The sequence below is a fragment of the Faecalibacterium prausnitzii genome (assembly GCF_003287405.1).
GTDB lineage: Bacteria > Bacillota > Clostridia > Oscillospirales > Ruminococcaceae > Faecalibacterium > Faecalibacterium intestinale.
On record NZ_PRLD01000015.1, the window covers coordinates 1 to 20,071 of the forward strand.

At 58.1% G+C, this 20,071-nt stretch carries 18 protein-coding genes and 2 tRNA genes; 9 read left to right on the forward strand and 11 right to left on the reverse strand.

The genetic code is table 11. The features are described 5' to 3' along the window. The 3 genes from C4N24_RS12610 to C4N24_RS12620 all read left to right on the forward strand — a co-directional run. On the forward strand, positions 1-315 hold a 315-nt coding region (locus tag C4N24_RS12610), incomplete at its 5' end, for a DUF6551 family protein (protein WP_347475236.1). A 115-nt stretch (positions 316-430) separates the two neighbouring features. Next, entirely contained in the window at positions 431-616 is a 186-nt protein-coding gene (locus C4N24_RS12615) for a hypothetical protein (RefSeq protein WP_097786090.1), read from the forward strand. Positions 617-755: 139 nt separating this feature from the next. Next, positions 756-2,369, forward strand: coding sequence for a recombinase family protein (locus C4N24_RS12620; protein ID WP_181573092.1), 1,614 nt, complete (start codon positions 756-758; stop codon positions 2,367-2,369). A 174-nt stretch (positions 2,370-2,543) separates the two neighbouring features. On the opposite strand, the gene C4N24_RS12625 is transcribed toward C4N24_RS12620, so the two are convergent. Continuing rightward, positions 2,544-2,619, reverse strand: a tRNA-Ala gene (locus C4N24_RS12625). Between the two features lie 291 nt (positions 2,620-2,910). After that, a complete protein-coding gene (locus tag C4N24_RS12630) occupies positions 2,911-4,518 on the reverse strand; it encodes an MBL fold metallo-hydrolase RNA specificity domain-containing protein (RefSeq protein WP_112091701.1) in 1,608 nt (535 codons plus the stop codon). Positions 4,519-4,732: 214 nt separating this feature from the next. Here C4N24_RS12630 and typA point away from each other — a divergent pair, with 214 nt between their 5' ends. The 6 genes from typA to C4N24_RS12660 all read left to right on the forward strand — a co-directional run bounded on the left by typA (position 4,733) and on the right by C4N24_RS12660 (position 12,860). Beyond that, positions 4,733-6,556: a translational GTPase TypA gene (gene typA / locus C4N24_RS12635; RefSeq protein WP_112091702.1), complete on the forward strand. Its 1,824-nt coding sequence runs from the start codon at positions 4,733-4,735 to the stop codon at positions 6,554-6,556. Positions 6,557-6,762: 206 nt separating this feature from the next. Then, positions 6,763-6,839 (forward strand) — tRNA-Asn (locus C4N24_RS12640). Positions 6,840-7,160: 321 nt separating this feature from the next. Next, a complete protein-coding gene (locus C4N24_RS12645; RefSeq protein WP_112091703.1) occupies positions 7,161-9,545 on the forward strand; it encodes a peptidase domain-containing ABC transporter in 2,385 nt (794 codons plus the stop codon). 159 nt (positions 9,546-9,704) lie between these two features. Next, the gene (locus C4N24_RS12650; protein WP_112091704.1) at positions 9,705-10,160 is read left to right on the forward strand and encodes a hypothetical protein; all 456 of its coding nucleotides are present in this window, start codon (positions 9,705-9,707) and stop codon (positions 10,158-10,160) included. Positions 10,161-10,162: 2 nt separating this feature from the next. After that, complete coding sequence (locus tag C4N24_RS12655) at positions 10,163-11,275, forward strand: HlyD family secretion protein (RefSeq protein WP_112091705.1); 1,113 nt, start codon at positions 10,163-10,165, stop codon at positions 11,273-11,275. Between the two features lie 64 nt (positions 11,276-11,339). Continuing rightward, entirely contained in the window at positions 11,340-12,860 is a 1,521-nt protein-coding gene (locus C4N24_RS12660; protein WP_112091706.1) for an Ig-like domain-containing protein, read from the forward strand. Between the two features lie 85 nt (positions 12,861-12,945). On the opposite strand, the gene glmS is transcribed toward C4N24_RS12660, so the two are convergent. The 9 genes from glmS to C4N24_RS12705 form a co-directional block, all read right to left on the reverse strand. Next, positions 12,946-14,766, reverse strand: coding sequence for a glutamine--fructose-6-phosphate transaminase (isomerizing) (gene glmS, locus C4N24_RS12665; RefSeq protein ID WP_112091707.1), 1,821 nt, complete (start codon positions 14,764-14,766; stop codon positions 12,946-12,948). 288 nt (positions 14,767-15,054) lie between these two features. Then, complete coding sequence (locus C4N24_RS12670; RefSeq protein WP_112091708.1) at positions 15,055-15,612, reverse strand: hypothetical protein; 558 nt, start codon at positions 15,610-15,612, stop codon at positions 15,055-15,057. After that, positions 15,609-16,478, reverse strand: coding sequence for a DUF5685 family protein (locus C4N24_RS12675; protein WP_112091709.1), 870 nt, complete (start codon positions 16,476-16,478; stop codon positions 15,609-15,611). The genes C4N24_RS12670 and C4N24_RS12675 overlap by 4 nt, the downstream gene beginning before the upstream one ends. A 270-nt stretch (positions 16,479-16,748) precedes the next feature. Continuing rightward, positions 16,749-17,945 (reverse strand): THUMP domain-containing class I SAM-dependent RNA methyltransferase, encoded by a 1,197-nt coding sequence (locus C4N24_RS12680; RefSeq protein ID WP_112091710.1) that lies wholly within the window; start codon positions 17,943-17,945, stop codon positions 16,749-16,751. A gap of 94 nt (positions 17,946-18,039) precedes the next feature. Beyond that, positions 18,040-18,588, reverse strand: a complete 549-nt coding sequence (locus C4N24_RS12685) for a S1 RNA-binding domain-containing protein (protein ID WP_112091711.1) — start codon at positions 18,586-18,588, stop codon at positions 18,040-18,042. A 45-nt stretch (positions 18,589-18,633) separates the two neighbouring features. Next, on the reverse strand, positions 18,634-18,939 hold the full coding sequence (locus tag C4N24_RS12690) for a septum formation initiator family protein (protein ID WP_005926847.1): 306 nt from the start codon (positions 18,937-18,939) through the stop codon (positions 18,634-18,636). Positions 18,940-18,985: 46 nt separating this feature from the next. Continuing rightward, entirely contained in the window at positions 18,986-19,438 is a 453-nt protein-coding gene (locus C4N24_RS12695) for a hypothetical protein (protein WP_112091712.1), read from the reverse strand. After that, on the reverse strand, positions 19,438-19,716 hold the full coding sequence (locus C4N24_RS12700; RefSeq protein ID WP_112091713.1) for a YabP/YqfC family sporulation protein: 279 nt from the start codon (positions 19,714-19,716) through the stop codon (positions 19,438-19,440). The genes C4N24_RS12695 and C4N24_RS12700 overlap by 1 nt, the downstream gene beginning before the upstream one ends. A 45-nt stretch (positions 19,717-19,761) precedes the next feature. Next, positions 19,762-20,007 carry an RNA-binding S4 domain-containing protein gene (locus tag C4N24_RS12705; RefSeq protein ID WP_112091714.1) on the reverse strand — a complete coding sequence of 82 codons (246 nt, stop codon included), beginning with the start codon at positions 20,005-20,007 and terminating at the stop codon, positions 19,762-19,764. Positions 20,008-20,071 lie beyond the last annotated feature (64 nt).

Genomic DNA, 20,071 nt, shown 5'->3' on the forward strand with positions numbered 1-20,071 from the left:
TTCCGGCTCTACAAGCAGATGGGCGAACCGCTCTACTGTGAAACGATGCGGCTGATCGTGGCAGCATGGGAGGGCAAACCGGATTCGTTCCGGGCCTCTGTTCTGAAAGGCATGATGCACTTTGTGGAACTGTACCACGGCGAGTTCAACGAAGAACGGCTGCTCCGTGCGCTGCGCAACATCCACCCGGTCGATATTTATCGCATCGGGCAGGACGACCCCGCAAAGCTGCGCGGATGGAAAAAGTACGTTTTCCCCATCTACACCGCCTACAACGGCAAGTGCAGAAAAGACGCACTGCCGATGAAATTCTGATATTCACAGGCATTCCTCCCATATACACAAGGGGCATCCGCAAACCGCAGATGCCCCTTGTTACATATTAAGACCCTATTATTTAATTATTAAAACACACAGGAAGGGTGATTGAATGGTCGATAAATTTTCTCAGGTCGCATCCAACATCCCTGCGGCTAATGCTGATACCAACAAACAGTATTTGGTAATCAACGGCTATCCCGTTGTTTTCAGCTTCTCCAACGAACCGAACCCGGAAGCATTTGAACGTATCCGGGATATTCTGCTTGCCACAAGCTACACAAAGAAAGCGGGTTGACATCGTGGACGAAAACCTAAGCACTCGTTATACTGAGGATGGCTGTGGTGTTTTGGTCAGACAAAGAACCACGACCACCCGTTCTTTGGCAACCGAATAGTACCCATTCTCACTTCTATTATAAAGTGAGGAATCGAAAATGAATGAAATGAACAATCGCGTCTGCTGCCTGTACCGTGTTTCCACCGACAAACAGGTGGATTTCAACTCGAATCATGAAGCAGACCTTCCTATGCAGCGCAAGGCGTGTCACAAATTTGCCGAAGCGAAGGGCTGGGTCATCGTCCATGAGGAACAGGAAGAGGGCGTGTCTGGCCACAAAGTCCGTGCAGAAGCCCGTGACAAGCTGCAAATCATCAAGGATTATGCCCGAAAAGGCAAGTTTGACATTCTGCTGGTGTTCATGTTCGATCGAATCGGACGCATCGCAGATGAAACGCCGTTTGTTGTAGAATGGTTTGTGCGAAACGGCATCCGGGTGTGGAGTACCCAAGAGGGTGAGCAACGATTCGACAACCACACTGACAAATTGTTGAACTATATCCGCTTCTGGCAGGCAGACGGTGAAAGCGAAAAAACTTCTGTCCGTACCCGTACCAGCCTGCGGCAGCTTGTGGAAGAAGGACACTTCAAGGGCGGCAGTGCGCCGTATGGTTATGACCTTGTGAAAAGTGGCCGCATCAACAAGCGCAAGCACGAACTGTATGAACTGCACATCAACGAGCGTGAAGCTGCCGTAGTTCGGATTATTTTCGACAAGTATGTGCATGAAGGCTATGGACCGCAGCATATCGCAACTTATCTGAATGATAACGGCTACCGCGCAAGGTCTGGGAAATGCTGGCATCCGGCAAGTATCCGTGGAATGGTTCGGAACCTGACCTATACAGGCGTTCTCCGCTGTGGGGATGCCCATTCGGAATTGCTGCAAGAGTTGCAGATCATCCCAGCGCAGCAGTTTGAAGCCGCCCAGCGTATCCGTGAAAATCGTTCTAACCGTGCAGCACAAGAATCCGAATATCGCGTTCCGCTGAACATTCACGGACAATCTCTGCTTTCGGGCAATGCTTATTGTGGACATTGCGGTGCAAAGCTGACCTTGACTTCCAGCCGGAAGTGGCGCAAGCTCTCCGATGGAACACTGGACGATACGCTCCGTGTCCGTTATACCTGTTACGGAAAGCTCCGTAAGCAGACCGGCTGCACCGGGCAGACGGGTTATACGGTACATATTTTGGATGAGATCATTGATAAGTCAGTCCGTCAGATCTTTTCCAAAATGAGAGGCATCCCGAAAGAGCAGATCATTACAAGGCGTTACGAGCGGGAAGTTGTCGAACGCAAGAATCATCTGCAAACTATTCAGGTAGAGCGGGATAAAGCCCAAAAAGACTTGATTTCCCTGAAAGCCGAGATTCTTGCCTGTATCAAAGGTGAGAGCGTCTTTCCCAAAGAAACCCTTGCCGAGATGATTACAGCGCAGGAGGAAAAACTTCGGGAATTGGATGCTCTTTATGAATCTTCCTATGCAGAAACAGAAAAAACTGCCGAACTGATGGACAACGTATCAAAACTGTACGAAGAACTGATTTCTTTTTCTGATCTCTACGACAGTGCCAGTTTTGAAGCAAAGAAAATGATCGTCAATCAGCTTATCCGCAGGGTAGATGTTTATCGTGGGTATCAGCTCAACATTACCTTCAACTTCGACCTTACGCCGTACATTGAAGGGGATGATACAACAGCCTGCTGAAAAAACGGGCGGAAAACATTCCTTTTTGAAAATGGTGTAAAGTCAAAAGTTGGGGGTTGTATAGGAACCGCCTGCAAAAGCCTGAAAACGGTGCAGGCGAAGCAATGCAGCCCCCAAAAATCGGCTTCAGCAAAAAGAAAAGCACCATACTTCCTACGAAGTACAGTGCTTTTTTGGTGGAGAATAGCGGGATCGAACCGCTGACCTCTTGCATGCCATGCAAGCGCTCTCCCAGCTGAGCTAATCCCCCATAAATTCCAGAAGCAAGCCTCTGGAATGGAAAATCTTTAGTGGGAACTTAATCGTCATCAACCATCGCTGTGGGGGTGTGTTTCTGGGTGCATCGCGCTCCCAGCTGAGCTAAACCCCCAGATGTCTGGCCTGTTGCCTGACGACATGGGTTATTATACCAGCCGGAGGGGCGCTTGTCAACGGTTTTTTACAAAAATCTATTCTCTTTTTTCAGCGGCGCAGCGCACCCGGAAGCTTTTGACGCAGCTGCGTTTTTCCCGGGGCTGCTCTGCCGCAAAAGACTGCCGCATTACCTGTCCCATTTGTCACACAGGGCGTTGATCTGGTCGGCAAATTTTGCCAGATCCTTATTTGCGCCGCCCTCGTTGTGCTCGATGACCCGCAGCAGGCGCTTGCCGGCGCTGACCAGCCGCTGGAACACGGTAGCGGCGCGGTTTGCACCCTCGCCGGTCCTCTGCTCCACGCGGACTTTCGTGCCCTCCTGCAGGCAGACTGCGCCCTCGGCACCGATCGCCCACTGCGCACCGTTGTAGGGCGCACAGGCGGTAAAGCCCTGTTCGGTCAGGGTGTCCACAAAGCGGTTCTCCACCTCGTCCTCGCCGTGGATCACGAACACCCGCAGGGGCTTTTCTGTAAAGGCGTTCACCCAGCGCAGCAAGCCGTCTTTATCGGCGTGGCCGGACATTCCGGTCAGCTGGCAGATCTCCGCCTTCACCTCGATGGGCTCGCCGAACAGCTTGACCGAGTCCACCCCCTCGATGAGGGTGCGTCCCAAAGTGCCCACCGCCTGAAAGCCCACGAACAGGATCGTGCATTCCGGCCGCCACAGGTTGTGCTTGAGGTGGTGGCGGATGCGTCCGGCTTCGCACATTCCGCTGGCGGACAGGATGACCTTGGGCGTGCGGTCGGTGTTGATCATGCGGGAGTCCTCGCTGGTCACGCTGATGCGCAGCCCCGGCACGTTGATGGGGTCGATGCCCTTTTCCAGCAAAGCGCGGGTCTGGGCGTCAAAGCAGCCGGGGTCTGTATCCCGGAAGATGCGGGTGGCTTCGGTGGCCAGCGGGCTGTCGATGTAGACCGGGAAGTTGCCGTGCCCTTTGACCAGCCCTTTTTCCTTGATCTCCCGCAAAAAATACAGCATCTCCTGCGTGCGTCCCACCGCAAAGCTGGGCACTACCACGTTGCCGCCCCGGTCAAAGGTGCGCTGCAAAATTTTTGCCAGCTCTGCCACATAGTCCGGTCGAGGGTCGTGGTTGCGGTCGCCGTAGGTGGACTCCATGAACACATAGTCCGCCTGCTGGATATAGGTGGGGTCTTTGATGATGGGCTGCTCCAGATTGCCGATATCGCCGGAGAACACCAGCTTTGTGGTGGTGCTGCCCTCGGTGATCCACAGCTCGATGCTGGCAGAGCCCAACAGGTGTCCCACGTCCACAAAGCGTGCTTCGATGCCTGAGGCAAGCTGGACGCGCTTGTCGTACTCCACGCCCCGGAACAGGCGGCAGGCGGCTTCGGCGTCCTGCACGGTGTACATGGGCTCTACCGGCTCTGCGCCGGAGCGTTTGCCCTTGCGGTTTTTCCACTCGGCTTCAAACTCCTGAATATGCGCCGAGTCCCGCAGCATGATGCCGCACAGTTCCACGGTGGGGATGGTGGCGTAGATCCTGCCCCGGAAGCCGTTGTGCGCCAGCAGCGGCAAAAGGCCGGTATGGTCGATATGGGCATGGGTGATGAGCACAAAGTCGATCTCGCCGGGGGCTACGGGCAGGGGCTGGTTCTCGTACACATTTTTGCCCTGCTCCATGCCGTAGTCGATGAGGAATCGCTGCCCTGCCGCTTCCAGCATGGTGCAGCTGCCGGTCACCTCGTGGTTCGCGCCTAAAAACGTAAGCTTCAATGCAGAACACCTCCGGTTCGTTTTATAGCTTTAGTATAGCATATTTTTAAGGTACACGCCGCACAAATCTGCGGAAAGTTTACGGGCATAATGCTGAATTGCAGAAAAAATTTTTATACAATCTTGACAAACCACCCTGTTCTGTTATAAACTTAGGTTTGTATGACGTTCGTTCGTATTTTATGAGTCTTTTTAAATAGAGAGGTAGAAATTTATGGTTCGTAACGATTTGCGCAACGTTGCCATTATCGCTCACGTTGACCACGGCAAGACCACGCTGGTGGATGCCCTGCTGCGTCAGAGCGGCGCTTTCCGCGACAATCAGGCCGTGGCCGAGCGCGTGATGGACAGCGGCGATATCGAGCGTGAGCGCGGCATCACCATTCTGGCAAAGAACTGCTCCTGCACCTACAAGGGCGTCAAGATCAACATCGTCGACACCCCGGGCCACGCCGACTTTGGCGGCGAGGTGGAGCGCGTGCTGAAGATGGTCAACGGCGTGCTGCTGCTGGTGGACGCTGCCGAGGGCTGTATGCCCCAGACCCGCTTTGTGCTGCAGAAGGCTCTGCAGCAGAACCTGAGCCTTGTGGTGGCCATCAACAAGATCGACCGTCCCGATGCCCGCATCAAGGAAGTCATCGACGAGGTGCTGTACCTGCTGATGGATCTGGGCGCTACCGACGAACAGCTGGACTGCCCCATGCTGTTCTGCTGCGGCCGTGACGGCACCGCCAGCCTGGACCCGGATGTGCCGGGCACCGACCTGATCCCCCTGTTCGACACCCTGCTGAGCACCATCAAGCCGCCCGAGGGCGACCCTGAGGCTCCCTTCCAGATGCTGGTGTCCTCTGTGGACTACAACGACTTCGTGGGCCGCATCGGCATCGGCCGCATCCAGAACGGTGTTGCCAAGGTAGGCGAGGAAGTGGTCGTGTGCGACTGGCACAACCCCGACCTGAAGATGCGCGGCCGTCTGACCAAGCTGTACGACTTCCAGGCCAACGGCCGTCAGCCCTGCGACAACATCACCGCAGGTGATATCGTGGCATTCTCCGGTCTGCCGGACGTGACCATCGGCAACACCCTGTGCAGCCCCTCCAACGTGGAGCCGCTGCCCTTCGTCAAGATCAACGACCCCACCGTGGAGATGACCTTCTCGGTCAACGACAGCCCGCTGGCCGGCCGTGAGGGCAAGTTCGTCACCAGCCGTCAGATCCGCGACCGTCTGCAGAAGGAACTGTTGAAGGACGTGGCCCTGAAGGTAGAGGACTCCGCCACCACCGATTCCTTCCGTGTCATGGGCCGTGGTGAGATGCACCTGTCCATCCTCATCGAGACCATGCGCCGTGAAGGCTATGAGCTGCAGGTCTCTCCCCCGCACGTTCTGACCAAGGTGATCGACGGCAAGACTTACGAGCCCATGGAGCATGTCGTCATCGACGTGCCCACCCAGTATCAGGGTGCCGTCATGACCGGTCTGGGCCAGCGCAAGGCCATCCTGCAGCAGATGGAGTCCCTGGGCTCTGACCGTGTGCGTTTGGAGTTCCGGATGCCCAGCCGCGGCCTGTTCGGCTACCGCAACCAGTTCCTGACCGATACCCACGGCGAGGGCATCATCAACCAGATCTTTGACGGCTACGATGTGTGGGCTGGCATGATCGCCAACCGCTCCACCGGTTCTCTGGTCAGCTTTGAGACCGGCGAGGCCGTCACCTACGGTCTGTTCAACGCTCAGCAGCGCGGCACCCTGCTGGTGGGCCCCGGCGAGAAGGTGTACGAGGGCATGGTCATCGGCTACACCGCTTCCGGCGAGGATGTGGACGTGAACGTCTGCAAGACCAAGCACCTGACCAACACCCGTTCTTCCGGCTCCGACGACGCTCTGCGCCTGATCCCCATCAGCAAGCTGAGCCTGGAGGGCTGCCTGGAGTTCCTGGCACAGGATGAGCTGCTGGAGGTCACCCCGGAGAATCTGCGCATCCGCAAGCAGATTCTGAACCATGAGCAGCGCATGAAGGCCAAGAGCAAGCTGAAGTAATTTCAACTTATAATAGCAGCGCAGAAGCACCCACGGGCGTTTCTGCGCTGCTTTTTGTGCCAGTTACCCCCTCAGTCAAAGCCTGTCGGCTTTGCCAGCTCCCCCAAGGGGGCGCCTTCAAAGGGAAATTGATTTCCGAATTTTTGCAAAAAAGGCTTGCAAAAGCGCGGTGACTGCGGTATAATGTTTCTCGCAGTCACTGTTATGCCTCTTTAGCTCAGTCGGTTAGAGCACCTGACTGTTAATCAGGGTGTCGCCTGTTCGAGTCAGGCAAGAGGCGCCAGCAAAGCGATGGATATTTTTCCATCGCTTTTTTGTATTTCTGTATCTTTTTTTCACGCATTCTTAACGGTTCTTAAAAAATATCGCCTTGAAGAACACTAGTGGATGTGGTATACTTTTATAAGTTTATAGATGTAGAAAGGCTGCATGGCTTTCCCGCATCCGCAGACAGGCGCTCCTCCGGTCAGAAAGCTGCCGTGCAGGAGCGCAGTTTTTTCGTTGGTCAAATCAGCAGGCAGGCCGGCGGCTCTGTGCGGCAAGCACGGGCGGCAGGGCGGCTTTGTGTCGTTTGAATAAATCTGTAGAATAAAAGGAAACATCTATGCGTTATACCTACGTCCGGCAGCACGATACCACCGACTGTGCGGCTGCCTGTCTGGCCATGGTGTGCCTGCACTACAAAAAGGAAGTGACCATCACCCGCCTGCGGGATATGATGGGTACCGACCTGAAAGGCACTAACCTTGTCGGCCTGCAAAAAGCCGCCAATGAACTTGGCTTTACCACCGCCGCAGTCCGCGTGGACCGCGAAAACTTCCTGAGCGACTTCTCGCTTCCCTGCATTGCACAGGTGATCACCGATCAGGGTCTGGCTCACTTTGTTGTGGTGTTCAAAAAGACCACCATCAAGGACGAAGGCGCGCGCCGCAAGCATATGCTGCAGGACGCCGAGACCCGCAAGGAAGAAGAGAAAAAGGGCAAAAAGCATAAGTGCAAGGATTACGTCATCATCGGCGACCCCGGCACGGAGCTGAAAAAGATCAGTCTGGACGAGTTCTACAAGAACTTTACCGGCGTGCTGCTGCTGCTGAACCCCACCTCCGAGTTCAAGGGCGGCAAGCTTGGCAGCAGGGACGGTAAAGACGGCAAGGACGGTAAGGACGGCAAGAGCGGCAAGTACGGCATGATGAAGCGGTATATCGACCTGCTTCTGCCCCAGAAAAAGCTGTTCTTCTACGCCATCCTCAGCTCGGTGATCACCACCATTCTGGGCATCGCGTCCTCCATGTTCAATAAGATCCTGATGGACGAGGTGCTGCCCTACGGGCTGAATAACCTTTTGGTCACCCTGATCCTGGTGTTCAGCGTGGTCAGCATCACCAGCACGCTGATCGGCTTTGTGCGCCAGTGGGTGCTGATCCATCTGTCCATCAAGATCGATATCCCGCTGATGCTGGGCTACTTCGGGCACATCTTCAACCTGCCCATGAAGTTCTTTGCCACCCGCAAGACCGGTGATATCACCACCCGTTACTCGGACGCTGACACCATCAAATCCATCTTTACCAGCATTGCGCTGAGCCTTGTGATGGATATCTCCATGGCAGTCATCACCGGCATCATCCTGTTCCGCATGAACGCCATGCTGTTCTCCATCTCGCTGTTCATGGCACTGGTCAGCATCCTGCTGGTGCTGGTGTACAAGCAGCCCTATAAGCGGATCAACGAAGAGAGCATGGCACAGTCTGCAGCGCTGAACAGCCAGATGATCGAGAGCCTGCGCGGCATCGAGACCGTCAAGTGCAACGCCAACGAGCAGACCGAGCTGGATAATCTGGAACGCGAGTACATGAAGAGCCTGAAGATCAGCCTGCGCTCCAGCCGCATCAGCACCACGCAGGGTCTGATTTCCTCCTTCATCTCCACCGGCTTCAGTATGCTGACCACCTATGTGGGCATCAGTCAGGTGCTGAACGGCGAGATGACGCTGGGCGGCTTTATGGCATTCAGCACCCTGTCCAGCTACTTCACCTCCCCCCTGAGCAACCTGATCGGCCTGCAGATGCAGATCCAGGAAGCCAGCATCTCCATGAAGCGTCTGACCGAGATCATGGACTACCCCGCTGAGAACGAGACTGCCGAGGGTATGGAGCAGAGCGAGATGGAAAAGGTGGAGGGCGACATCGAGTTCAAGGACGTCACCTTCCGCTACGGCAACCGTGCCCCGGCACTGGATCATGTCAGCTTTACCATCCCCGCCGGCAAAAAGGTGGCGCTGGTGGGCAGCAGCGGCAGCGGCAAATCCACCATTACCAAGCTGCTGCTGAAGTACTACGACCCCGAGGACGGCGAGATCGATGTGAACGGCGTGAATCTGGCGGAGTACAGCAGCCACTCGGTGCGCCGCGCCATCGCCTATGTGCCCCAGAACGTTGAGCTGTTCAGCAAGACCATCTACGACAACATCCGCATCTCCCGCATGGACGCTACGCTGGACGAGGTGAAGGAAGCTGCCAAGAAGGCTGACGCGCACGAGTTCATCCGCCACCTGCCGCTGCAGTACAACACCTATCTGGAGGAAGCCGGCAACGGCCTGTCCGGCGGTGAGAAGCAGCGCATCGCACTGGCGCGTGCCTTCCTGAAGGACTCCAACCTTTACATTCTGGACGAGTCCACCAGTAATCTGGACTTTGCCACCGAGACGCTGATCTTCAACATGATCTACGAGCAGCTGGCAGACCGCTCCATGCTGATCGTGGCGCACCGCCTTTCCACCATCCGTGACTGCGACCTGATCCTTGTGATGGATCACGGCAAGATCGTGGAGCGCGGCAACCATGAGGAACTGATGGCAAAGGATGGCCGCTATGCCGAGCTGTGGAATATGCAGCAGGGCATCTTCCGCAAGCGCAAAGCCGAGCCTGCTCCGCAGGCAGTTGCCGCTGTGGTGGAAGAGGACGACGACGGCGAGTCCATCACCTACTGACCGCATCCGCAACTCTTGCCCGGATGCAGCATAAGCTTTTTCCCGCCCGGCGGGAAACCGAAGAATGCCTCGTTATGGTGTGCCCGGAGGCAGACGCTTCCGGGCACCTTTTTGTTCCGGCTTACATTGAAAAAATAACAGGATTAGGGGTAATTTACTATGAACGAGATCAAAGTTGCTGAAAACAAGACCCTCAAGCTGACCAATGTTCTCTCCCGCGTTGTGCAGCCGGAGGAGCTGGCAAACCTGCCGGTCATCCTGACCCAGATGCAGAACTTTATGAAGAGCAACGGCGCACAGCCCATCGGCCCGCTGGTGCAGGCTATCGTGGAAGGCACCGGCCCGGACCATATGCCCGTCATGTACATGATGCAGCAGGCCACCCAGATGATCACCCAGATGGAGCCCGGCTACCACATGGACGCTGTGCTGCGGGTAAAGAACTGCTTGTACGCCCACTTTACCGGCCCTCTGGCCTTCAACCAGCTGGCCACCGCCAAGCTGCAGGTCCTGGCTTTTGAAAACGACATCAAGCTTAGCGGCAACAGCTACACCATCTACGTCAATCAGGACGAGGACGACGGCGTGATCGACGTGTTTATGGAGACCAAATAATTATGACAACGACCATTCAGAACCTTTCGGATCTGCAGGACCGCCGGATCATGATGGACAAAAAGCTGCCCCCTTACGGGTACGCCTTTGTCATTCTGACCGGGCTGTTCATGATCTTTCTGGTGATCTGGAGCACCCAGACCAACCGCATCTATGTCAGCCAGAACAGCGGTGTGGTGCAGGCCGCCAACAAGACCTACATCATGTCCAGCTACTCCGGCTCCATTACCGAGCTGTATGTCTCGGAGGGCAGCTATGTGAACGAGGGCGACCTGATCGCCCGGCTGAAGAGCACGGATCTGGATATGCAGAAGGACACCCTGCAGAGCCAGCTGGATATCTACCAGAAGCAGCTGGATCAGTACAACAAGCTGCTCAAGTGCATTCAGGACGACACCAACTACTTCGACGAGACCAGCGCTGAGGATCAGCCCTACTACTACCAGTACCAGACCTACAAAAGTCAGGTAGCACAAAAGACCTTTGACGCTTCTACCTATCAGGCTGCCGGCTACTCCGACACCCAGATCAAGGCTTTGATGGAGCAGAACCAGAGTGAGCTGGAGTCCCTATACTACTCCACCATGCAGTCCATCTCCCAGAGCATCAACAGCGCACAGGTCAATGTGGACAACCTGCAGGCGCAGATGGATTCTTTGAACACCGGCGCCAACGATTACTTCATCTATGCGCCCACCTCCGGCGTGATCCACATGGACACCCCCTACAAGGAGGGCATGGTGCTGAGCGCCGGCTCTGCAATGGCTACTATTGCCAGCGAGAACGACGATCTGGAGATCGTGGCTATGGTGTCGGTGAACGACCGTCCCCTGCTGCACGTAGGCGACCCCTGCAAGATCGCCATCACCGGCCTGTCGGAGTATTCCTACGGCACGCTGACCGGCACCGTCACCTCCATTGACAGTGATGTGACCTCCAGCAACAGCACCTCCTACTACAAGATGACCATCAAGCCCGATGCCACCTATGTGGTGAGCCGCAGCGGCGACAAGGTGGATCTTGCCAACGGTATGAGCGTGACCGCCCGCGTGGAATACGATCAGGTCACCTATTTTGAATATGCCATGGAGGCACTGGGCGTGCTGTTCCGCTAAAAGCGGACTGCACAGCACGGCAGGATGCCCCCCTTTTACACCACCCCAAAGAGGTACAAACAACATGATTCGAACCGCAAAGAAACTGGCCGCCTGTGTGCTGATGCTGGGTGTGCTGGTATGCGGCACCGCCCTGAGCGCTGCCGCCGCCGGCCTGCCTGTTGAAGCGCAGAACGGCGTTTCACTGCCCTGGTCCAAGGATGTCCCTGCCGAGAGCATTTCCACCGGCAGCTACTCTGCCAATATGCTGCTGGGCGCTTCCCAGCAGCTGTCCCCCGTGGTCAAGCCCAGTTACAGCACCGACTCTGTGGTCTTTTTGACCGATGACAGCAGCGTGCTGACCGTAAGCAGCAGCGGCGTGGTGCAGGCTGTGGGCGTTGGCACTGCCACCATTACCGCAGCCGCCGGCAACCAGATCTGCGCCTACACCATCGTGGTCTCCATGGACTCCTCCATGATCGTGACCGAGATGGACCTTTCCCTCTCCTCCAACACCATCTATGTGGGCAACTCGGTGTCGGCTTCACTGCAGGTGCGCCCCAGTTCCGCTTCCAACTACGCCACCGTCACCCTGACCTCCTCTAACGAGAAGATCGCCACGGTGAACAGCTTTGGCCGCGTGACCGGCGTAGCGCCCGGCACTGCCACCATTACCGCTGCCTGCGGCTCGGTGGTGGCCACCACCACCGTTACGGTGCTTGCCCTGCCCACAGACTCCACCGGCACAAGCGGCACTGTGTCCAGCAACAGCGGGCAGGTGATCACCCCCAGCACCAACTATATCGTGCTCAAGCCCGGTGCCACCCGCACCATCACGGCTAAAGCCACCCCTGCCAGTGCATCCCAGTCCTTCACCTTCAAGTCCGGCAACAGCAGCATTGCCACGGTCAGCCCCTCGGGCGTGGTCACGGCGGTGGGCACCGGCTCTACCTCCATTACCATTTCCAACGGCAAGGCCACTGCCATGGTCACGGTCATCGTGAACCGCTCGGCAGATGCTTCCTCCGGCAGCGACAACAGCAATGCCGACACCAATACCCCGGACGACAACACCTCCATCCCGCTGGACCCTGTGGTGCAGACCATTCAGGACAGCACGGAGGATCAGGTAGTGTTCAACCAGTCTGAGGTGCCCATCGTGACCGGCGAGATCCTGAACGCCCTGCGCACCACCGGCAAGACCCTGTGCGTGGTGGGCGACGGCTACACCATGAACGTTTCCGGCAAAAACGTAAAGAGCACCACCAGCGAGATCGACACCGCCATCACCTTTACCGAGAGTGAAGAGGGGCTGGAGTTTGAGCTGGACAACGGCCGTGCCCTTCCCTGCGCGGTGCAGCTGGAGCTGGATGTGAGCACCTACTCCCGCCTGTACCTGTACAACACCATCAGCAACAAGTGGCAGTACCTGAACAGCTACAAGGACGGCGTGATCACCGCCGACACTGCCGGCCGCTACCTGCTGACCAACCAGAACCTGCGGTTCGGCAATATCAACTGGTCCTTCTTCATCGCCGGCGGCGTGGTTGTAATCCTGATCGCCGTGGTCTACATCGCGTTCAAGAAACGCTACTGGTTCTGGTAAGCGCCCCTGCTCTTCCCGCATATAACAAGCCGCCCGCTGCACACCATTTCGTGCAGCGGGCGGTTTTTTGTTCTATTCTCCCCTGTTACTCCACCGTTACGCTCTTGGCAAGGTTGCGGGGCTTATCCACGTCGCAGCCGCGCAGCACCGCCATGTAGTAGGCGAACAGCTGCAAGGGCACGATGAGCTGCAGCGGCATCAGGATGTCGTCGTACTCGTCCAAGCGGATGACCTCGGTGGCAACGCCCTCCGGCACTTCCGCGTCCTTTGTGGTGAACAGCAGCACCCGTGCGCCGCGGCTGCGGGTCTCCTTGGCGTTGGAGATGGTCTTTTCGTAGACGTTTTTCTGGGTCGCCAGCGCGATGACCGGCACGCCGTCCGTGATCAGGCTGATGGTGCCGTGCTTCAGCTCGCCTGCCGCGTAGGCATCCGAGTGCACATAGCTGATCTCCTTCAGCTTCAGGCTGCCCTCCAGCGAAAGGGCGTAGTCGAACCCACGCCCGATGAAAAAGCAGCTCTGGGTGTTCACATAGCGGCTGGCAAGGTACTTGATCTGCTCGCAGTCCGCAAGGCGGGGCTTGATGACCTCGGATGCGTGCAGCAGCTGGGCGGTGTAGTATTTGGTCTTTTCCTCGGTCAGCTGCCCGCGCGCATAGGCCAAGCGCAGGGCAAACAGGTACAGCACGCACAGCTGCACCATATAGGCCTTGGTAGACGCCACCGCGATCTCGGGCCCGGCGTAGGTGTACATGACGTAATCCGCCGCCCGGGCGATGCTGCTGCCCACCACGTTCACGATGGCAAGCACCGGCACGCCCCGGCTCTTAGCCAGCTTGAGGGCGGCCAGCGTATCGCTGGTCTCGCCGGACTGACTGATGATGATGACCAGATCCTCCGGCTTCAGGATGGGGTCGCGGTAGCGGAACTCGCTGGCGATATCCACCTCTGCGGGCACCCGCGCCAGCGCTTCGATGGCGGTCTTGCCCACCATACCGGCGTGCATGGCTGTGCCGCAGCCCACCAGATGCACTGTGCCGATGCTGCGCAGCTTTTCGTCCGTCAGTTCCGGGATGCGCAGCTCCGGCAGGCCGTTCTCCACCCGGGGGCTGACCGTTGCCGTGATGGCGGCGGGCTCCTCGTTGATCTCCTTGAGCATAAAGTGGGGGTAGCCGCCCTTTTCGGCTGCTTCCATGTCCCAGTCTGCGGTCAGCTTTTCGCGCTCCACCGCCTCGCCGAACTCGTTATAGAAGCGGATGCCCTGTGCCGTGCACACCGCCATGTCCCCTTCTTCCAGCACGCTGTAGCTGCGGGTGTACTTGAGCAGCGCCGGGATATCCGATGCCACAAAGTTTTCGCCCTCGCCCCAGCCCACGATGAGCGGGCTTTCCCGCTTGACCGCAAAGATGGTGTCCGGGTAGTCCTTGAACAGCACCGCCAGCGCGTAGCTGCCCCGCACCTTGGCAAGCGCAGCCTGCAAAGCCTGCAGCGGCTCGCCCTGATAGCAGCTGTCGATGAGCTTTACCAGCACCTCGGTGTCGGTCTCGCTGGTAAAGGTGTAGCCTTTGGCGACAAGGCGCTCCTTCAAAGCGCCGTAGTTTTCAATAATGCCGTTGTGCACGATGCTGACCCGGGGCGTGGAGTGCGGGTGGCTGTTCACATCGCTGGGCTCGCCGTGGGTCGCCCAGCGGGTATGACCGATGCCGCAGCCGCTTTGGGGCAGCGCCAGCTCTTCCAGTTTGCTGCGCAGGGTGGAGAGCCGCCCCTTGCTTTTGACCACGCGGATGCCGTCCCGCTGGGTAAGCGCTACACCGGCAGAATCGTACCCGCGGTACTCCAGCTTTTCCAAACCGTCCAGCAGCACCTGCTGAGCGCTGCGCATCCCGACATAACCTACAATGCCACACATACAAAATACCTCCAGACCGACTGCGGCGCGCCGAAATGCGCTGCTGCACAGTCAGTTTCCTCTATCAAAGTCTATGTTCTTGTATGGCTTTCTTTGCAGGGTTCTGTTCCGGTATTGCTGCCGGTTTTTGCCCTGTTCTGCGGCTGGTATAGCCCTCAGCCGGAGAAACATCCGCCGAATCTTTCGATGATCCCTCTCCTCGTCACCCTCACGGCTGTCACCCGTGTGGCCCGGCGCTTTGCGTCAGCTTGCGGTACACATTCCTTCTTTCAATGGATTTTTTGGGGCTCAGTGCATCCCCAGCATTTTATGCAGTTTGGGCTGCCACTTCAGCTTGTACAGCAGCAGCAGATTGCACAGGGCGCGGTCGTAAAGAGCAAACGCCACGTTGCCCATACCCAGTGTGAGCAGAGTCATTGCCAGTGCGGTGGTGCGCAGCTCCTGCGAAATGCTGCCCGCCGGCACCAGCACCAGCAGCAGGCCGTACATCGCCAGCACCGCCCCGTTGCACAGCAGCAGCTTGCACACCAGCTGCAATGCCCGGGGGCGGATGCGGTCGAACCGGGGCTTTACCAGCGGGTAATAGCCCAGCAGCACGGTGAAGATCAGGGCGATCTCCTTATCCGGCACAAAGAGCAGCCCCAGCAGGCTGACGGCGGCGTACGCCGTCCACGCCATGGTGATGCCGCACTCCATGCACACCGTTGCAATGAGAAAGCTTGCCACCGCCGGTGCGATGAACATGGCAATGGGGATGATGGTGCCCAGCAGCATCAGTGCCACGCACAGTGCTGCCGCCATGCCGCAGTACGCCATGGCCCAGCTTTTGCTTCTTCGCTTCTTCATGGGATCTCCCACTTTTCGGTATCTACATCCTGCTCCAGCGGGTAGACCGCGTGCTGCAGGCCTAAGATCATGATATTGTTCAGCAGGGTGTCATTCAGTTTGAGATCCAGCATCTTGTATGCCCGCATCAGGTCGTTGACCGCTGCCAGCGCCTGCCGCCGGGCGTTCTCTATAGCGGCAGCCTGCCCGTTGAGCTCGTTGACCACGAACACGTTGTACTGGCCGTTGCGGCGGTCGGCTTCAAAGCGCTCGGCCTTGTCCAGCAGATAGAAGATGCGGCCGATGCAGCTGCCGATATACCGCATACTCTTGCGCTGGTTGGGGTCATCCGTAGCCAGCGTGGAGTACAAAGCGCCGTAGACGTTGCTCATAGGTTCAGCCGCAAGGGCGTAGTTTTTGGCGCTCAGGTTCATCTGCACCACCGCCTGCTCCCGCTCCTGCGCAAACAGCCGCTCCAGTGCCGGGTTCTCCTGCCGGGCTTTCTCGTAGGCGCGGCGCAGCAGCAGCTTGTCCGCTGCGCGGCGCAAGCGCTTGACCGGGCGCAGCTCGCTGTACTTGCGGTCCTGCAGATTATGCCAGCCCATCAGGATCTCCGTCTGCGCCGCCTGCCGGATGCCCAGCGTCTGGCACATCATGCTGCGCTGGAACGGCGTACCGGGCATCCGCTGCCGTTTGCAGGTGGGCATACGCCCCGCCAGACTGTCGGACAGGATGGCAAACAGCACCCCGTTGGTGCGCAGCAGATGGCAGGCGTAGAAGCCGTAGGACTTATACATCTGCCGCCGCACCCCGCGGAGATAACGCATATAGGTGTTGTAATCCCGGATCGTCAGTTCCGGCAGATAGGGCCGCATCCGTCCCTTCATATAAGCCAGACATCCTTTCTGTACAGTTTTTGTATCCTGCGGTCAATAAGGTTAGTATAATCCTTTTTGTTCGGCAACGCAACTGCCGGATGCAAAAACTGCTGTAATTTGTCATTATGCCGAATTTTGTGAAATCTATTTTTCTATTAAAAATACCCGCAGACCGTCTCTTTTCAGCAAAAGATGATCTGCGGGTGTTTGTGCCGGATTTTCCCGGCAAAAGGCACACTTTTCCGGTGTAACGTTTGCCGGGGCAGGGCTTAAATGCCCTTACTTCTTTTCAAAATGGGTGCGCTTGCCGTCAAAGCCGGATTTGGGCATGGGCTTTGCCATCTTTTCGGTCTTGGGGGCGTTATAGTACATATACAGCTGGCAGGGGATCATGCCGTTGTACATCTTGCGGCGCTTGTTGGCGCGCTTGCCGTAGTGCAGCTCAAAATCCATATCGGCGGTAATGGCGTACAGCCCGGCGCAGGGGCTGGCTTCCATCTGCTGTCCCAGCGTGCGTGCCAGCTTGGCAGCGCCCTCAATGGTGCCCAGACGTTCGCCGTAGGGAGGGTTCGTCAGCACGATGGCCTCCGGCTTTGCGGCAAAGGTGGAAACATCGGCCACCTCAAAGTGGCAGCGGTTTTCCACACCCGCCAGCTTGGCGTTGACGTTGGCCTGTGCCACGGCTGCGGGGTCGATATCGTAGCCGTAAGCTTCAAAGCCCACGTCCAGCTTGGACTCTGCCAGTGCCTTCTGGCGCTGCTCTGCCCACAGGGCAGCGGGCACAAAGCTGTAACGCTCGGCGGCAAAGCGGCGTTTCAGACCCGGGGCAATGTTCATGGCCTTCTGCGCGGCTTCGATCAGCAGGGTGCCGCTGCCGCAGAAGGGATCCTCCACCAGGCTGTCGCGGCGCACACGGCCAAGGTCGGCGATGGTCGCCGCCAGCGTCTCGCGCAGAGGGGCTTCCATGGCGTTGCGGCGGTAGCCGCGCTTGTGCAAGCCCTCGCCGGTGGTGTCCAGCATGATCTCGCACATATTTTTGCGCAGCATAAAGCGCACCTTGTACTCCACGCCGCTCTCGGGCAGCACGGTGGTGCGGTGACCCTTCATCAGGCGCTTGACCACCGCCTTTTTGATGACGCTCTGGCAGGCGGGGATGCTGGTCAGCTGGCTATTCAGGGAAGAGCCGGTGACCGGGAAGGCGGCATCCGCAGGCAGAAACTCCTCCCACGGGATGGAATACACGCCGTCGAACAGCTCGTCGAAGGTGGTGGCCTTGTAGCGTGCCAGCAGCAGCATCACACGCTCCACGGTGCGCAGGTTGAGGTTTGCTGCGGCGATCATCTCTGCCCCGCCGCAGAAGCTCAGACGGCCATCCTCCACCCGGATGTTCTCTGCGCCGATGCGGGTCAGCTCAAATTTAGCGGTGGATTCGCACCCGAAAAAGCAGGGCGCGATCAGTTCAAATTTTGCGGGCATGGTAGTTCCTTTCTGTTCTGTACCGAAAAAACAGACCTGTCCGACCGGGGACAGGCCTGCCTGTGTTCCTTGTGATCCCAGCTGATGCGGTGGCTCAGCGGCCGCGGCGGCTGCGGGGGGCATAACCGCCGCCCCGGCGGTTGTTGGTCTCGTGGTCGAGATCCGCCATCTTTTCCTCGCTCTGGCTCTTGAAGCGGCTCATCATGTCCTCAAAGCTCAGGTTGTCGGAGCGGACGGGTGTCTTGGGCTGCCACACGCGGGGAGCCGCCTCCCGGGCAGGGCCACGGCCGCCTTCACGGGGGGCACGGCCTGCGCCACGACCGCCGGAGCGTCCGCCCTCCTGCCCATTGCGGAAGCCGCCCGGACGGGAGCCTGCGGGGCGGCCTTCCCGGGGCTGACGCGGCGCCGGGGGCAGCAGCCGCTTGATGGACAGTGCGATCTTGCCGTCCGGTGCAATGTTGATGACCTGCACCTTAACTTCATCGCCATCGTGCAGCACAGTGTTGATATCCTGCACGAACTCGTTGGATACCTCGGAAATGTGGACCATGCCGACACGCCCCTCCGGCAGCGCTACAAATGCGCCAAAGGGCTTTACACCGGTCACGCGGCCTTCGAATACGTTCCCTACCTCAATTGCCAAAACTCAATACTCCTTGTTTTCCAAAACTCTTGACCTGCCGCGTGGTCAGTTACCGGTCACATCCACAAAGATGCGCTCGTTGGGTGCGGCGTAGTTGTAAGAGTCGCGTGCGACCCATTCGGTGATCTGGTCGGCATCGCCGCTCAGTACGCGCTGCAGTTCCTGATTTTCCGTCTGTTGCTGCGCCACCTGTTCGTTCAGTGTTTCCAGTTCTGCCCGCTTGGAGCTGATGGTGACCTGATTGGAGATATAAGCCGCCAGCATACTCAGCAAAAGCAGCACGAAAAACAGGCGGAACGCCATGGTGACCACTGCATTCTTTCTGCGCTTTTTGCGTCCCGTATTCGTCATTGCCTTACGCTCCTGTCTGAACAGCAGACCTTCTGCGTCTGTTCTCTTACTTTGATACGTTTGAATTATACAACAATGCCCGCTGGTTTGGCAAGTTCTTTTTGGATTTTTTTGCGGTTCTTTCCGCGTTCCGGCGTAATTTGCGGGCAGTTTTCGCCGCAGCGCGGCGGCGGCGCACAGGCTGCACCGCAAAACGGCGCAAAACAGCCCCGATCCCCCGCCCCAGCGCCCGCAGCGGGACGCCCAGCACCCCGGCAGCGCAAAGGGCAGCGGCAAAGGCTGCCGCCGCCATGTACCACCGTAGCACCCCGGCGGCGCTGTACCCGGCGGCGTAGCTCTGGCACGCCAGCAGCACCGCACCGGAAAGCAGCACGTCCGGCGCAAAAGCCGCCCTGCCCCGCACCGGCAAAAACGCCCGCGCCGCGCCAAGGGCAGCGCCCAGCACGGCACAGGCGGCAGCTTCCTGCAAAAGCCGGGCGGGCAGCAGCACCTGCACCATCAGCGCAGCAGCCGGTGCCAGAAGCCCCCGGCTGCGCGGGCGGCGGTGTACTCCAGCCCATCGAACCGCCCGGTCAGCTTTGCTTCCCCGGCTTCCAGATCCAGTGTCTGCATACTGATCTGCGCACCGGACAGGTGCAAAATGCCCTTGCCGGTCTCCAGCGCGGCGCTTTCGGCGCTGCAATGCAGCACCCGCTGCACCCCGGTGACGGTCAGCCTGCTGCGGCTCTCCAGGATCAGGTCATGGGGCAGCGGCGGCCTTGCGGCAGCTTTTTCCATAGGCAGTCCCCCTCTGCCAGCATTGTATGCGGGCAGGGCGGGCGGTTATTCCGCGATCACCTCGTACATCTCGCGGGCAACGTCCTTGGTGCGGGGCTCTTCATCCGAGAGCACCCGCACCTTGATGGGACGGTTGCCGAAGGTGACCTCGATGATGTCCCCGGCGTTGACGGCCTGACTGGCCTTGGCCACCTTGCCGTTGATGAGGATGCGGCCTGCATCCGCCACCTCGTTTGCCACGGTGCGGCGCTTGATGAGACGGGAGACCTTGAGATATTTATCCAGACGCATTGGCGTTATTCCTTTCCTTTCAGCAAAAAAGCCGCCGCACCTTGTGCAGGCAGCGGCGGCGTGA

What these genes read in the sequence shown, in the direction of transcription:
- C4N24_RS12615 (WP_097786090.1), top strand. Translation starts at nt 431, where the DNA reads ATGGTCGATAAATTTTCTCAGGTCGCATCCAACATCCCTGCGGCTAAT.
- C4N24_RS12620 (WP_181573092.1), top strand. Translation starts at nt 756, where the DNA reads ATGAATGAAATGAACAATCGCGTCTGCTGCCTGTACCGTGTTTCCACC.
- typA (WP_112091702.1), top strand. Translation starts at nt 4,733, where the DNA reads ATGGTTCGTAACGATTTGCGCAACGTTGCCATTATCGCTCACGTTGAC.
- C4N24_RS12645 (WP_112091703.1), top strand. Translation starts at nt 7,161, where the DNA reads ATGCGTTATACCTACGTCCGGCAGCACGATACCACCGACTGTGCGGCT.
- C4N24_RS12650 (WP_112091704.1), top strand. Translation starts at nt 9,705, where the DNA reads ATGAACGAGATCAAAGTTGCTGAAAACAAGACCCTCAAGCTGACCAAT.
- C4N24_RS12655 (WP_112091705.1), top strand. Translation starts at nt 10,163, where the DNA reads ATGACAACGACCATTCAGAACCTTTCGGATCTGCAGGACCGCCGGATC.
- C4N24_RS12660 (WP_112091706.1), top strand. Translation starts at nt 11,340, where the DNA reads ATGATTCGAACCGCAAAGAAACTGGCCGCCTGTGTGCTGATGCTGGGT.
- glmS (WP_112091707.1), bottom strand. Translation starts at nt 14,766, where the DNA reads ATGTGTGGCATTGTAGGTTATGTCGGGATGCGCAGCGCTCAGCAGGTG.
- C4N24_RS12670 (WP_112091708.1), bottom strand. Translation starts at nt 15,612, where the DNA reads ATGAAGAAGCGAAGAAGCAAAAGCTGGGCCATGGCGTACTGCGGCATG.
- C4N24_RS12675 (WP_112091709.1), bottom strand. Translation starts at nt 16,478, where the DNA reads ATGAAGGGACGGATGCGGCCCTATCTGCCGGAACTGACGATCCGGGAT.
- C4N24_RS12680 (WP_112091710.1), bottom strand. Translation starts at nt 17,945, where the DNA reads ATGCCCGCAAAATTTGAACTGATCGCGCCCTGCTTTTTCGGGTGCGAA.
- C4N24_RS12690 (WP_005926847.1), bottom strand. Translation starts at nt 18,939, where the DNA reads ATGACGAATACGGGACGCAAAAAGCGCAGAAAGAATGCAGTGGTCACC.
- C4N24_RS12695 (WP_112091712.1), bottom strand. Translation starts at nt 19,438, where the DNA reads ATGGTGCAGGTGCTGCTGCCCGCCCGGCTTTTGCAGGAAGCTGCCGCC.
- C4N24_RS12700 (WP_112091713.1), bottom strand. Translation starts at nt 19,716, where the DNA reads ATGGAAAAAGCTGCCGCAAGGCCGCCGCTGCCCCATGACCTGATCCTG.
- C4N24_RS12705 (WP_112091714.1), bottom strand. Translation starts at nt 20,007, where the DNA reads ATGCGTCTGGATAAATATCTCAAGGTCTCCCGTCTCATCAAGCGCCGC.